This window comes from Bordetella sputigena (genome assembly GCF_965137885.1).
In the GTDB taxonomy this organism is placed as follows: domain Bacteria; phylum Pseudomonadota; class Gammaproteobacteria; order Burkholderiales; family Burkholderiaceae_B; genus Bordetella_C; species Bordetella_C sputigena.
Genome location: NZ_CBCSCA010000002.1, coordinates 119,013 through 132,712, shown reverse-complemented (window position 1 = coordinate 132,712; position 13,700 = coordinate 119,013). Strand labels below are relative to the sequence as shown.

General features: G+C 65.7%; 13 protein-coding genes. 10 read left to right on the top strand and 3 right to left on the bottom strand.

What is annotated here, in order from left to right:
• Positions 1-73: 73 nt before the first annotated feature.
• The 3 genes from ACNA0R_RS03785 to ACNA0R_RS03775 are packed head-to-tail and all read left to right on the top strand — an operon-like array spanning position 74 to position 2,448.
• The gene (locus ACNA0R_RS03785; RefSeq protein ID WP_415824582.1) at positions 74-1,750 is read left to right on the top strand and encodes an NAD+ synthase; all 1,677 of its coding nucleotides are present in this window, start codon (positions 74-76) and stop codon (positions 1,748-1,750) included.
• Between the two features lie 41 nt (positions 1,751-1,791).
• A complete protein-coding gene (locus tag ACNA0R_RS03780; protein ID WP_415824581.1) occupies positions 1,792-2,130 on the top strand; it encodes a P-II family nitrogen regulator in 339 nt (112 codons plus the stop codon).
• Between the two features lie 24 nt (positions 2,131-2,154).
• Positions 2,155-2,448, top strand: coding sequence for a 4a-hydroxytetrahydrobiopterin dehydratase (locus tag ACNA0R_RS03775; protein ID WP_415824580.1), 294 nt, complete (start codon positions 2,155-2,157; stop codon positions 2,446-2,448).
• A gap of 19 nt (positions 2,449-2,467) precedes the next feature.
• Here the strand turns inward: ACNA0R_RS03775 and ACNA0R_RS03770 are convergent, their stop codons facing one another.
• Complete coding sequence (locus tag ACNA0R_RS03770; protein WP_415824579.1) at positions 2,468-3,367, bottom strand: LysR substrate-binding domain-containing protein; 900 nt, start codon at positions 3,365-3,367, stop codon at positions 2,468-2,470.
• A 204-nt stretch (positions 3,368-3,571) separates the two neighbouring features.
• On the opposite strand from ACNA0R_RS03770, the gene ACNA0R_RS03765 reads away from it, so the two are divergent.
• From ACNA0R_RS03765 to ACNA0R_RS03745, 5 genes are all read left to right on the top strand, one after another.
• Positions 3,572-5,200, top strand: a complete 1,629-nt coding sequence (locus ACNA0R_RS03765) for a gamma-glutamyltransferase family protein (RefSeq protein WP_415824578.1) — start codon at positions 3,572-3,574, stop codon at positions 5,198-5,200.
• Positions 5,201-5,234: 34 nt separating this feature from the next.
• Complete coding sequence (locus tag ACNA0R_RS03760) at positions 5,235-6,746, top strand: ABC transporter substrate-binding protein (RefSeq protein ID WP_415824577.1); 1,512 nt, start codon at positions 5,235-5,237, stop codon at positions 6,744-6,746.
• A gap of 90 nt (positions 6,747-6,836) precedes the next feature.
• Positions 6,837-7,781, top strand: coding sequence for an ABC transporter permease (locus tag ACNA0R_RS03755; RefSeq protein WP_415824576.1), 945 nt, complete (start codon positions 6,837-6,839; stop codon positions 7,779-7,781).
• The gene (locus tag ACNA0R_RS03750) at positions 7,778-8,659 is read left to right on the top strand and encodes an ABC transporter permease (protein WP_415824575.1); all 882 of its coding nucleotides are present in this window, start codon (positions 7,778-7,780) and stop codon (positions 8,657-8,659) included. The genes ACNA0R_RS03755 and ACNA0R_RS03750 overlap by 4 nt, the downstream gene beginning before the upstream one ends.
• A 14-nt stretch (positions 8,660-8,673) precedes the next feature.
• Positions 8,674-10,545 (top strand): dipeptide ABC transporter ATP-binding protein, encoded by a 1,872-nt coding sequence (locus ACNA0R_RS03745; protein ID WP_415825017.1) that lies wholly within the window; start codon positions 8,674-8,676, stop codon positions 10,543-10,545.
• 90 nt (positions 10,546-10,635) lie between these two features.
• Here ACNA0R_RS03745 and ACNA0R_RS03740 read toward each other — a convergent pair whose 3' ends face one another.
• Together ACNA0R_RS03740 and ACNA0R_RS03735 are read right to left on the bottom strand one after the other, a co-directional pair.
• Positions 10,636-11,799, bottom strand: a complete 1,164-nt coding sequence (locus tag ACNA0R_RS03740; RefSeq protein ID WP_415824574.1) for an anthrax toxin-like adenylyl cyclase domain-containing protein — start codon at positions 11,797-11,799, stop codon at positions 10,636-10,638.
• Positions 11,800-11,930: 131 nt separating this feature from the next.
• Complete coding sequence (locus ACNA0R_RS03735; RefSeq protein ID WP_415824573.1) at positions 11,931-12,533, bottom strand: FMN-dependent NADH-azoreductase; 603 nt, start codon at positions 12,531-12,533, stop codon at positions 11,931-11,933.
• 94 nt (positions 12,534-12,627) lie between these two features.
• On the opposite strand from ACNA0R_RS03735, the gene ACNA0R_RS03730 reads away from it, so the two are divergent.
• Together ACNA0R_RS03730 and ACNA0R_RS03725 are read left to right on the top strand one after the other, a co-directional pair.
• Entirely contained in the window at positions 12,628-13,059 is a 432-nt protein-coding gene (locus ACNA0R_RS03730) for a winged helix-turn-helix transcriptional regulator (protein ID WP_415824572.1), read from the top strand.
• 99 nt (positions 13,060-13,158) lie between these two features.
• A complete protein-coding gene (locus ACNA0R_RS03725) occupies positions 13,159-13,698 on the top strand; it encodes a YaeQ family protein (RefSeq protein WP_415824571.1) in 540 nt (179 codons plus the stop codon).
• The last annotated feature ends 2 nt before the right edge of the window (positions 13,699-13,700 follow it).

The window sequence follows — 13,700 nt, the reverse complement described above, 5'->3', positions numbered from 1 at the left end:
ATCGATTCACGTTCCAACGGCGCTGCCGGCCGTTCCGCCGGCGGTCCGTCACACTCTTTACGGAAGCAACCCCATGACCGCACCCCGCGTGGCGATCGCCCAGATCAATTCTTGTGTCGGAGACATCTGCGGAAATGCCGAGCGTGTCCTGCAGGCGGCCCGCGATGCGCACCGGATGGGCGCCGACATACTGCTGACGCCGGAACTCGTACTGACCGGCTATCCCCCGGAAGACCTGCTGCTGCGGCCGCAGTTCGTCTGCGAGCAACAGCAGCAACTGGATGAGTTGCGCCGCGAGCTGGCCGGACTCAAGGGCTTGCACGTGGTCGTCGGCCACGTCGACGGCGATACCTGCGGCGCCAAGGCCTATGCCTTCGCCGACCGCACCGGCCGGCACGTGCTGTACAACGCCGCCTCGGTGCTGCTGGAAGGCCAGGTGCTGGGCACCTACCGCAAGCGCGAACTGCCGAATTACTCCGTCTTCGACGAGCAGCGTTATTTCATTGCCGACGGCAAGCCCTTTACCTTCGACGTCAAGGGCGTGCGCTTCGGCGTGGTGATTTGCGAAGATATCTGGTTCTCGCATGCCCCGCAGGCGGCGCGCGACGCGGGCAGCCAGGTGCTGCTGGTGCCCAATGCGTCGCCGTTCAATACCGGCAAGCAGGCCCAGCGCATGGAAGTCGTGGCCGAATGCGCCCGCCTGAGCGGCGGCGCGGTGATCTACGCCAACATGGTGGGCGGCCAGGATGAACTGGTGTTCGACGGCGCCTCCTTCGCGGTTGATGCGCAGGGACAGCCGCGCGCGCGCCTGCCCGAATTCGAGGCCTGCGTGCATGCCGTGGACGTCGGCGCCGATGGCAGCGTCACGCCCGTCGACGCGCGGGCCGACCTGCGGCCCAGCGAGCCGGAAGAGCAGGTCTGGAAGGCCCTGGTCGTGGGCGTGCGCGACTATCTGGGCAAGAACCGCTTTCCGGGCGCCATCATCGGCCTGTCCGGCGGCATCGATTCGGCCGTGGTGCTGGCCATCGCCGTGGACGCCCTGGGCGCGGACAATGTGCGCGCCGTGATGATGCCGTCGCGCTATACCGCGGACATCTCGCAGACCGACGCCGCGGATATGGCCAAGCGCCTGGGCGTGCGCTACGACGTGATCGCCATCGGCCCGGTCGTGGAAGGCTTCGAATCCGCGCTCGCGCCGCACTTCGCGGGCATGGCGCCGGACGCCACGGAAGAGAACATCCAGGCCCGTGTGCGCGGCACCTTGCTGATGGCGCTATCCAACAAGACGGGACGCCTGGTGCTGACAACCGGAAACAAGTCCGAGATGACGACCGGCTACTGCACGCTGTACGGCGATATGGCGGGCGGTTTCGCGGTGATCAAGGACGTACCCAAGACGCTGGTCTACCGCCTGGCCAACTGGCGCAACCGCCAGAAGGAGATCATTCCCCAGCGCATCATTACCCGGCCGCCGTCGGCCGAATTGCGGCCCGACCAGAAAGACCAGGACAGCCTGCCGCCCTACGACATCCTGGACGGGATCGTGGAGCGCTATATGGAGCGCAATCAGTCCGCCGCCGATATCGTGGCCGCCGGTTTCCCCGAGGACGCGGTCGAGCAGGTGGTGCGGCTGATCCGCATCAGCGAATACAAGCGGCGCCAGGCGCCCCCCGGCCCCCGTATTACTCCCAGGGCGTTCGGCAGGGATTGGCGCTATCCTGTCACGAACGGCTTTCGGGAAACGACCTGATCCCGCCACCCATCCGACATAAATAGAATCGAGGACTGCACGTGAAACAAGTAACCGCCATCATCAAACCTTTTAAGCTGGACGAAGTTCGCGAAGCCCTGGCCGAAGTGGGCGTCAGCGGCCTGACCGTGACCGAAGTCAAGGGTTTCGGCCGCCAGAAAGGGCATACCGAGCTTTATCGCGGCGCGGAATATGTCGTCGACTTCCTGCCGAAGATACGCGTCGAAGTCGTTCTGCCCGATGAGATGGTGGACAACGCCATCGAAGCCATCGTCAAGGCCTCGCGCACCGGCAAGATCGGCGATGGCAAGATCTTCGTGACCCCGGTCGAGCAGGCCATCCGGATCCGCACGGGCGAATCCGACGACGACGCCCTGTGACCACGGATAAGCCGGAGTACCGCCATGAGTGACCTTGCCAGGATAGGCGCCGATCGGGCCGTGCGGGAATTGTCCGGGTGGACCGCCGTCGCGGACCGCGACGCGATCGCCAAGACCTTCGTATTCGCCGATTTCGACGCCGCCTTCGGTTTCATGGCGCGCGTCGCGCTGATGGCGGCCAAGATGGACCATCACCCCGAATGGTCCAATATCTACAATCGCGTCGAAGTCGTGCTGTCCACGCATGACGCGGGCGGCGTGACGTCGCAGGACGTACAGATGGCGCGGTTCATGGATCTGCTGGTGGGCTCGTCCTGACATCCCGGCAAGGCAAGCCCTAGCGCTTGTCGTCGCGCCCCTGGTGCAGGGCCGCGTATTCCTTGAAGATCGATTCCGTGATGTTCTGCCGCGCATGTTCGCGGCGTTCTATCATGCCCACGGCCCGGACCACCGGGCTGATGTCTTCCGGCAAATCCCATACACGCAAGTCCGGCGCGGTGCGCCATTGCGCCCACATCAGCTGCGGCAGCAGGCTGACGCCCACTTCCTGCCGCACCAGCTCCACCACGGTTTCGATGGCGTTCAATTCCAGGAAGTCGTGCACGTGCACGTTCATCCGCCGCAGCACGCGATCGATCTGCAGGCCGGTGCGCTGGGTGCGGTCGAAACGCAGGAAGGGGTTGCGCTCCAGGATTTCCCGCACGGTCCGGCCGGATGCCGCGGGCGACGCCAGGACCACCAGCGGTTCTTCATGCAGCGGCGTCCAGCGCACGCTGGCCATGCGCCGGCCCGATTCCACCACCAGCGCGGCGTCCAGCTCGCCGCTTTCCACCTTGCTGGCCAGCTCGCCCGATTTGCCCGAGAACAGCCGCACGTCCAGGCTGTCGTGCCGGCGCTTGAGCTGCGAGACCACCTTGGACAAGGCGCCCATGCAGGACACGATGGCGCCAAAGGCCACCGACCCGGCCAGTTCGCCGGGACCGGGCTTGCGCGGCAGGCGCATGCGGTCATACAGGTCCAGCAGCTGCTTGACCTCCGGCAGCAGCTCGCGGCCGGCCGCGTTCAGCAGGGCCAGCCGGCCGCTGCGGTCGAAGAGCTCGCGGCCCAATTCTTCTTCCAGGGCGCGCATCTGGAAGCTGACGGCGGCCTGAGTCAGGGCCACGCGTTCGGCGGCTTCGGAAAAGGACCCATAGCGGGCGACCGCCATGAAGGTACGCAGAAAACGGACGGTGCTCATGAATAGCGGGTGCGCTGGCGTGGTGGCCGCCCTAGGGTATGCCCTGAGACACGGCAGGGTCGATTTCGCGACGTACGAGCGGCCGCCAGTGACTTATAAAAAATTCTTTTGTGACGCGAAAAAAATTCAAATTGATCTAATTAAACCACGCGTGTACCTTGCACGGTTTGTTCCCCGCCGTTCCACCGAGTCATTGCCGACACCATGAAGAGCTTCCTCTGGGAAAACCCGTATCCCACCATCCGTGCGCCGCAGTTCGCGCGCAATTTCGTCTCGACTTCGCATCCCCTGGCCGCGCAGGCCGGGCTGCGCATGCTGCTCAAGGGCGGCAGCGCGGTGGATGCCGCCATCGCCGCGGCGGCGACGATCACGTTGACGGAGCCGGTGTCCTGCGGCCTGGGCAGCGACTGCTTCGCCATTGTGTGGGACGGCAAGCAGCTGCAGGGCTTGAACTCGTCGGGCGTGGCGCCCGCCGCGTGGAGTGTGGACTACTTCAAGAAGAAGTACGGTACCGGGGCCGATGGCCTGGCCAAGCAGCCCAAGCGCGGCTGGGATAGCGTGACGGTCCCCGGCGCGGTCGCGGGCTGGGCGGCGCTGCACGAGAAGTTCGGCAAGCTGCCGTTCGAGCAATTGTTCGACCCGGCCATCGAAATCGCCGAGCGCGGCTATACCGTGCCGCCCATCGTCGGCCGCAAGTGGGCCGCCGCCGTCCCGGAGCTGAAGGACCAGCCCGGCTTCGCCCAGACCTTCATGCCCAACGGCCGCGCGCCGCAGGTGGGCGAGCATTTCCGCATTCCCGACGCCGCGTGGACGCTGCGCCGCATCGCCGCCAGCAAGGGCCGCGACTACTACGAAGGCGAGATCGCCGAAAAGCTGGTCGCCTTCAGCAAGGAATGCGGCGGCGCGATGACGCTGGACGACCTGCGCAACTACAGGCCCGACTGGGTCAAGCCGATTTCGCGCTCCTACCGCGGCTATGAACTGCACGAGATTCCCCCGAACGGGCAGGGCATCGCCGCGCTGATCGCGCTGGGCATCCTGGACAAGTTCGACGTCGCCGGGCTGGAAGTGGATTCGGTGCGTTCGCAGCATCTGCAGATCGAAGCCATGAAGCTGGCCTTCGCCGATCTGTACAAGTACGTGGGCGACCCGCGCAGCATGGAAGTCACCCCCGAGCAGATGCTGGACGACGCCTATCTGGCGTCGCGCGCCAAGCTGATCAGCATGGACAAGGCCACGCACTTCGCCGCCGGCCGGCCCCACGCCGGCGGCACCATCTATATGACGGCCGCCGACGAGAGCGGCATGATGATTTCCTTCATCATGTCCAACTACATGGGCTTCGGCTCGGGCGTGGTGGTGCCGGGCACCGGCATCAGCCTGCAGAACCGCGGCGTCGGCTTCTCCATGGACCCGAAGGCGGTCAACGTGGTCAAGGGCGGCTATCGTCCCTTCCACACCATCATCCCCGGTTTCCTGACGCGCGGCGGCAAGCCGGTCATGAGCTTCGGCGTGATGGGCGGCGACATGCAGCCGCAGGGCCATCTGCAGACCGTCGTGCGTATGTTGGACTATCATCAGAACCCGCAGGCGGCCTGCGACGCGCCGCGCTGGAAGGTCAATCGCGACTTCACCGTGGATCTGGAAGCGACCATGCCCGCCAGTACGGTGGAAGGCCTGAAGAGCCTGGGCCATACCCTGAAGAGCGTCAACGATCCCTACATGGACTTCGGTTCGGGCCAGTTCATCTGGCGCATGTCGGAAGACGACAACGAGCTCGGCTACGTCGCCGCCAGCGACAGCCGGCGTGACGGCCAGGCGGTGGGTTTCTGATCGCGTATGCATGTGCACTGACAAGGGGAATGCAATGAGAAAACTGGGTTCCGTGATCAGCGCCGCCCTGATGGCGCTGGCGGCCGGTTCGGCCGTGGCGCAGGAGTTGCGCGTCGGCCTGCAGGAAGATCCGGACGTGCTGGATCCCGCGCGCGCCCGCACCTATGTGGGCCGCATCGTTTTCACGTCGCTGTGCGACAAGCTGGTGGACATCGATCCCAAGCTGCACATCGTGCCGCAGCTGGCGACGTCCTGGACCTGGAACGCCGACAATACCGAGCTGACCATGAAGCTGCGCGGCGACGCGCTGTTCCATGACGGCACCAAGTTCGACGCGGCCGCGGCCAAGGCCAACCTGGACCGCGCGCGCACGCTGCCCGACAGCTTCCGCAAGGGCGAACTGGCGTCCGTGCAGGACGTGCAGGCGCCGGACGCGCAGACGCTGGTGCTCAAGTTGAAGCAGCCGGACGCCACGCTGCTGTATCAGCTGACCGACCGCGCCGGCATGATGCTGTCGCCCGCCATTTTCAACGACAAGGACACCAATGCCGTGGGCCGCAAGCCCGTGTGCTCGGGACCCTACAAGTTCGTCGAACGGGTGCAGAACGACCGCATCGTGCTGGAGAAGTTCGACAAGTACTACGACGCCAAGTCGTACCAGTTCAGCAAGATCACTTTCCTGCCCATCCCGGATACCACCGTGCGTCTGCAGAACCTGCGTTCGGGCGGGCTGGACATCCTGGAACGCCTGAATCCGTCGGACGCGCCCGACGTCAAGAAGGACAGCAACCTGCACTTCTCGTCGGTGGCGGGGCTGGGTTTCCAGGAAATCGTGTTCAACCAGAACAACGGGGACCGCGCCAAGAACAACCCCTTCCGCGATGAGCGCGTGCGCCAGGCGCTGAGCCTGGCCATCGATCGCGACGCCATCAATGAAGTCATCGGCGGCGGCATCTACCAGCCCGCCAACCAGGCCTTCCCGCCGGCCAGCCCGTATCACAGCGACAAGTTCCCGGTGCCCAAGCGCGACGTGGCCAAGGCCAAGGCGCTGCTCAAGCAGGCGGGCGTGACGCAGGTGAAGGCGGAACTGGCTTTCGGCAACAACACCACGACGGCGGCGATCGCCGAAATGATGCAGGCCATGGCGCGCGAGGCGGGCATCGAACTGAGCCTGCGGCCCACCGATTACGCGGCGCTGCTGACGCAGATGCGCGGCGGCAATTTCGAAGTCGCGCTGCGCGGCTGGTCGGGACGTCCGGATCCGGACGGCAACGTCTATCCTTTCGTCACCTGCAAGGGCGCGCTGAACGACGGCCAGTACTGCAATCCCAAGGTCGACGAATTGCTGAACGAAGCCCGCACGGTGCCGGACGAAACCAAGCGCAAGTCCTTGTACGAGCAGGCCGAGGCCATCATGCAGAAGGAAATGCCGGACGCCTTCCTGTACTTCCAGCCATGGCCGTTCGCCATGCAGAAGAAGGTCAAGGGTTTCCTGCCGTATCCTGACGGCATGATCCGCCTGAAGGGCGTGAGCTTCGCGAATTAAGGCGCTACAGTCTTTGGCTTTTGGCCGGGCGGGGCGTCCGGGACCTGTGTCCCGGCGCTTCGCTCTTTATGTTTTTAGCGGTTTTTCTTCATGTTCAAACTCATCCTGCGCCGTGTGCTGGTGGCGATCCCGACGCTGATCCTGGTGTCGATGATCGTCTTCCTGCTGCAGAAGCTTCTGCCGGGCGATCCGGTATTGACCCTGGCGGGCGAAGAGCGCGATCCCGCCGTGCTGGACTATCTGCGCGACAAATACCATCTGGACGACCCCTTGCCCGTGCAATACGTGGCCTGGGTAAAGCAGGTCGCCGTCGGCGACCTGGGCAAATCCCTGCGCACCGACGTGCCGGTGACCTCGCTGATCGCGCAGAAGCTGCCGGTGACGCTGCAATTGGCCGCCATGGCCATGATCATCGCGCTGCTGGTGGGCATACCGATGGGCATCCTGGCCGCGGTCCGCAAAGGCAAACTCCTCGAATACGGGGCCAACGTGGCGGCCTTGTCGGGCATGTCCATTCCCAACTTCTGGCTGGGCATCATCCTGATCATGATCGTGTCGGTGCAATTGCGCTGGCTGCCGGCATCGGGCTATGTCTCGCCTTTCGAGGACTTCTGGCTGTCCATGAAGACCATGATCATGCCGGCCATCGTGTTGTCGACGGCGCTGGCCGCCTACCTGATGCGCCACACGCGCTCGGCCATGCTGGAAGCGCTGGGCGCCGACTACGTGCGCACCGCGCGCGCCAAGGGCGTGTCGCCGCGCCAGGTGGTGCTGCGCCACGCGCTGCGCAATGCCCTGATGCCCATCGTGACCCTGGTCACGCTGCTGTTCGGCGAATTGCTGGCCGGCGCGGTGCTGACCGAACAGGTGTTCACCATCCCCGGCTTCGGCAAACTGGTCGTCGATGCGGTGTTCAACCGCGACTATGCGGTGGTGCAGGGCGTGGTGCTCTGCGTGGCCGTCGGCTTCATCGTGATGAACCTGGTGGCCGACATTCTGTACATCGTCGTCAATCCCCGTTTGAGGCACTCATGAGCGCTACACCTGCTGTCGCCGTTCCCGGTGGCGCGACGCCCAGGCGCGCCAACCGGGCCTGGGCCAAATTCCGCCGCAACCGCATCGCCATGATAGGCGCGGCCATCGTGCTGTTCTTCGTCATCGTGGCGATCTTCGCGCCCCTGCTGGCCAACCACGATCCCTTCCAGACCAGCTTTACGACCATCCGCAAGCCGCCGTCGGCCAATTTCTGGCTGGGCACCGACGAGCTGGGCCGCGATATCTACACCCGCATGCTGTACGGCGCGCGCGCGTCGCTGATGGCGGGCCTGGCTTCGGTCGTCATCGCCATGATCGTCGGCGTGCCGTTCGGCCTGCTGTCCGGCTACTTCGGCGGCTGGGTGGATAGCTCGATTTCGCGCGTCACCGAGGCGCTGCTGGCCATTCCCTTCCTGATCCTGGCGATCGCGCTGGCCGCCTTTCTGGGCCCCAGCCTGATCAACGCGATGGTGGCTATCGGCGTATCGGCCGCGCCCAAGTTCGTGCGCCTGGCGCGCGGACAGGTGCTGGCGGTCAAGAACGAAGACTACGTGGCCAGCGCGCGCGCCCTGGGCGCATCGGATACGCGCATCATCGTGCGCCATATCCTGCCCAACATCATGCCGCCGCTGATCGTGCAGGCCACCATCACCATCGCCACGGCCATCATCGCCGAGGCCAGCCTGTCCTTTCTGGGGCTGGGCCTGCAGCCGCCCAATCCGTCCTGGGGTTCCATGCTGAATACGGCCAAGAACTTCATGACGCAGGCGCCGTGGATGTCGATTTTCCCCGGCTCCGCCATCTTCCTGGCGGTGCTCGGATTCAACCTGCTGGGCGATGGCTTGCGCGACGCCCTGGACCCGCGTCAGGAGAAGTAAGCGCGATGCAAGCGATGGAATCGAACCGCGTCGTTGAGGTCAACGACCTGACCGTGCGCTTCAAGACGCACGACCGCACCGTCGAGGCCGTGCGCAACGTGTCCTTTCACGTCGATCGGGGCGAAACGCTGGCCATCGTCGGCGAATCGGGGTCCGGCAAGTCGGTGACTTCGCTGGCGCTGATGCGCCTGGTGGAGTATGGCGGCGGCAGGATCGTCAACGGCGCGATCCGCCTGCGCCGCCGCAACGGCGAGATGCTGGACATGACCGCCGCCGACGAAGCCACGCTGCAGCGCGTGCGCGGCGCCGACGTCGCCATGATCTTCCAGGAGCCGATGACGTCCCTGAACCCCAGCTTCACGGCCGGCGTGCAGATCGCCGAAGCCCTGCGGCTGCATCAGGGCCTGGATGCCGCGCAAGCGCGCGCCGAAACGCTGCGCATGCTGGAGCGCGTGCGCATCCCGGAAGCCAAATCCGTGCTGGACCGCTATCCGCACCAGCTGTCCGGCGGCATGCGCCAGCGCGTGATGATCGCCATGGCGCTGTCGTGCAAGCCGCAACTGCTGATCGCCGACGAGCCGACCACCGCGCTGGACGTCACCATCCAGGCGCAGATCCTGCAGTTGATACGCCAGCTGCAGGAAGAGATGAACATGGGCGTGATCTTCATCACGCACGACATGGGCGTGGTGGCGGAAGTGGCCGATCGCGTGCTGGTCATGTATCGCGGCGACAAGGTGGAAGAAGGCGGCTCGGACGAGGTCTTCGCCCATCCCCGCCATGCCTACACCCGCGCGCTATTGTCGGCCGTGCCGCGACTGGGCGCCATGCAGGGCACGGACGAGCCGGCGCCGTTTCCGCTGCTGACCATCAGCGACGTCCAGCAGGGGCAGTCGGAACCGGCACCCGAGCGCCGCGTGGTGGAAAGCACCGTACGGCGGGAAAACGGCCCGGTGCTGAAGGTGCGCGACCTGGTCACGCGCTACGACATCGCCGGCGGCATCCTGGGGCGCGTGCAGCGCCGCGTGCACGCGGTGGAAAAAGTCAGTTTCGATCTCTATCCGGGCGAGACGCTGTCGCTGGTGGGCGAGTCCGGCTGCGGCAAGACGACGACCGGTCGCTCGCTGCTGCAACTGGTGCACAGCCAGGGCGGCACCATCGAGTTCGACGGCCGTAATATCGGCGCGCTGCGCGGGGCGGCCATGCAGACCCTGCGGCGGCATATCCAGTTCATTTTCCAGGATCCGTTCGGCTCGCTGGACCCGCGCATGACGGTCGGCGATTCCATCATGGAGCCCCTGCTGATCCACGGCGTGGCCAAGGGCGCGAAGGCGCAGGAGCGCGTGCGCTGGCTGATGGACAAGTGCGGGCTGGTGCCGGAAATGATAGGCCGCTATCCGCACGAGTTTTCCGGCGGGCAGCGGCAGCGGGTATGTATCGCCCGGGCGCTGGCGCTGAATCCCAAGGTGGTGATCGCGGACGAGTCGGTGTCGGCGCTGGACGTGTCGATCCAGGCGCAGATCGTCAATCTGCTGCTGGACCTGCAGCGCGAGCTGGGCGTGTCCTTCCTGTTCATTTCGCACGATATGGCGGTGGTCGAACGCGTCAGCCACCGGGTGGCGGTGATGTACCTGGGGCAGATCGTCGAGATCGGGCCGCGCCGGGCGATTTTTGAGAATCCCCAGCACCCGTATACCAAGAAGCTGATGGCGGCGGTGCCGATCGCCGATCCGCAACGGCGCCATCGCCAGCGTTCGCTGCTGGTCGATGAGATTCCCAGTCCGGTGCGCAAGGTGGGCGACGAGCCCGTCGTCAAGCCGCTGGTGCCGGTGTCCGCCGGCCACTTCGTGGCGCGGCATGCGGTGGGGGCTTATCCCGCCATGTAGCGGGATAAGGTCACCGCCGCTGGCAGGAGCGGTCGCGAAGGCGCGGCGGCCACCTGCGACGGGTCCGGCGCGCCGGCGCCCCGCCGGCGACTAGGCGCCGGCCGTCGCCAGATCGGCCGCCGTACGGCTGCGTCCGGGCGGCACGTTGGGCAGCGACCAGGCCGGATTCGGTTCGACGCGATATCCCATGGCCTCGATGCGCTTGAGCAAGGGCTTGAGCGTGGCCAGCGACGTGGCGACGGCATGGTCTACCTGCTGGAACCCGGTATCGGGCCGCGGTATGAAAAAAATAATCGGGTAATCGATGGCGCCGAAGGCGTAGCCGCCATAGTCGGCGTGCATCACCACATCGCCGCCAGGGGCGTGGCAGGCCCGGTTCAGTTGCTGGCGGACGCGCAGGACCGCGTGCGAAATATTGCCCAGGTGCGGGTCGCCCAGCAGATCCGCCATGTCCGCGGGATCCGGTACGGGCGGAAGGATGAGGCCGGCCTGTAGCGCACGGCTCGCCACGATCCCGTCGGAATGCCGCGCCGCCGGTCCGGTCAACGTGGCCTTCAGCGACGCCTGGCGGTCGTTGATGCCGGGCGATTCCAGCGTGGCGTGGGGGAATATGCACCACAGGTCGTAGTCGCCGCACACCGCCGACCGGAATTCCGCCGCGCCCTTGATGGCGGCGGGACCTCGTCCGGGGTTGGTCAGGCCCCGCAGCGGCTCAAGCCCCGCGGTTTGCACGCCTGCGCCATGCGCGACGCCGGTAGTGGCGCCGGCCGGCCTGGGATAGCAGATGGCCCAATACCGGCAATCGATCTGCTTCACCAGTATGAAGGTGTGCGGCGCCTGCCCCGGCCCCGGCGCCGCATCGACGGTCATCAGGCGGCCGCTATGCGCGGTGACGATGAATTTCCCCAGCCCGCGCAGCGATTCCATTCGTGCCGACGAGATGACCAGCGGCGTGCGCCGCGCACCCGCGCGCAGGGCGTCGGCGACGGCCGCGCGCTGTTTCTCCGGCGATTGGCCGGCCTTGGTGTAGCGATGGTCCGCCGGTACGAAGCCCGCCATCGGCCCCCAATCGCAGGTCTTGGCCTTGATGTGATAGCCCTTGGCCGCGTAGCCTTCCAGCAGCAGATCCGTGCAGAGCGGATTGAGGCCGCGCGAGGAAATCACCATGCGGTTCGCGCTGCTGACTTGCTTGAAGGCGGCGATGTGGACGTCCGGAAAGCCCGCGGTGGCGTCGTATTGGGTAGGAAGAGGCATGAGCAGGAGGTTGCGCGGCGGCCATCGCCCCCGCCGTCCCTGCCGGGCGGCGTAAGGAATAGCCGACGCAATCGAGTCTGGCCTACATGCTCCGGTAAAAATGCCCCGTAAAGAATCAGATTTATCTTAGGCTAGAGCGCCTCGGCCATACGGTGTGCTGCCTCCAGGGCGCGGCCGCGTTGTTCCGGCCCCATTTGCAGGCCCTCGGCGACGATGAGCTCCGGGGCGGTGATGCCGATGAAGCCGAATATCGTCCGTAGATAGGATTCGGCATGCTCGGCCGCCGCCGCGGGCGAATCCGGGCCATAGATGCCGCCGCGCGAAATGGCCAGGATGACCCGCTTGCCGGCCGCCAGGCCTTTGACGCCGTCGGCGCCGTAAGCGAAGGTCTGGCCGGGAACCAGGATGCGGTCGACCCAGGCCTTCAATTGGCTGGGGATGGTGAAGTTGTACATGGGCGCGCCGATCACGACGATGTCGGCCGCCAGGAATTCGTCCAGCACGGCCTGGCTGGCCGCGGCGGCATCCGGGCTTTCCGCCGTGGCGGCCGCCATGGGGTGGCTGGTCGGCAGGTTGGACAGGGACAGATGGGGCAGGGGATCCGCGTAGAGGTCGCGGCGGATAACTTGCAGGTCGGGTATCGTATGGCGCAGCCGCCGTACGATGGCGTCCGATAATGTACGGCTGACCGATAGCGTCGCGGTGATGCTGGCGTCGATGTGCAGAAGCTTCATGATGCGGAGTGATCCGTGGTTTCGGTGGCCGCATGTTCGACGCCCGGGCCGGGCTCTACAAGAAGGCACTTTTTTTATACCGAGGTACACGGATGTGACCGATCCCACTGCTGATCACGACCCCAAGGTCTGCGAGAAAATCTCCGGCGTGTTGTCGCGGATCGCCGATCGCTGGTCCATGCGCGTCATGGGCCGATTGCGGGGCGGGCCGCTGCGTTTCAGCGAAATCAAGCGCGGCACCGAAGGCATTTCGCAGCGCATGTTGACCTTGACCCTGCGCAACCTGGAGCGCGACGGGCTGGTCAAGCGCACGGTATTCCCGGAAGTGCCGTCGCGCGTGGAATACGAACTGACCGGACTTGGCGTGTCCATGCTGGCATCGATAGACCCGCTTGGAAGCTGGACCCTGAGCCATCTCGATGCGATCGAGGCGGCGCGCAGCGATTTCGATCAGCGCGGAACGGACGAGGCCGCGGGCGATGCCACGCCGGGGGCCTACGTGTCCCGGGTGCATCGTATCCAGTGATCCGTGCGCCCGTGCCGGCCAGGGGCCCGGCACCGGCGCATGCGCGCGGGGCACCGCCTGGCGGTATCATGCCGGGCTTCACTGGCGGACAAGACACCCATGGCATTGCGCGCGACCATCTACAAAGCGGACCTGAACATCGCGGACAACGATCGCCGCTATTACGGCAGCCATGCCGTGACCGTGGCCCGGCATCCCTCCGAGACGGACGAACGGATGATGGTCCGCATCCTCGCCTATGCGTTGAATGCGGATGAGTCGCTGGCGTTCACCAAGGGCTTGAGCGAAACCGATGAGCCCGATGTCTGGCGCAAGGATCTCACCGGCGCGATAGAGCTGTGGATAGAGGTCGGCCAGCCCGATGAGCGCCGCATCCTGAAGGCCTGCGGCCGGGCCGGTCAGGTATTGATCTATTGCTACGGCGGCTCGGCCAGCCGCATCTGGTGGGACGGCATACGCGACCGCCTGTCGCGCGCGCGCAATCTGAAAGTGATCAATCTGCCGTCGCAGCAGACGCAGGCGCTGGGGGCGCTCGCCGAACGCACCATGTCGCTGGATCTGAACGTGCAGGACGGTGAGATCTTCGTCACCGCGGACGCCGGCAGCGTCGCCGTCACGCCCGAGACCTGGCGCGAGTAGCG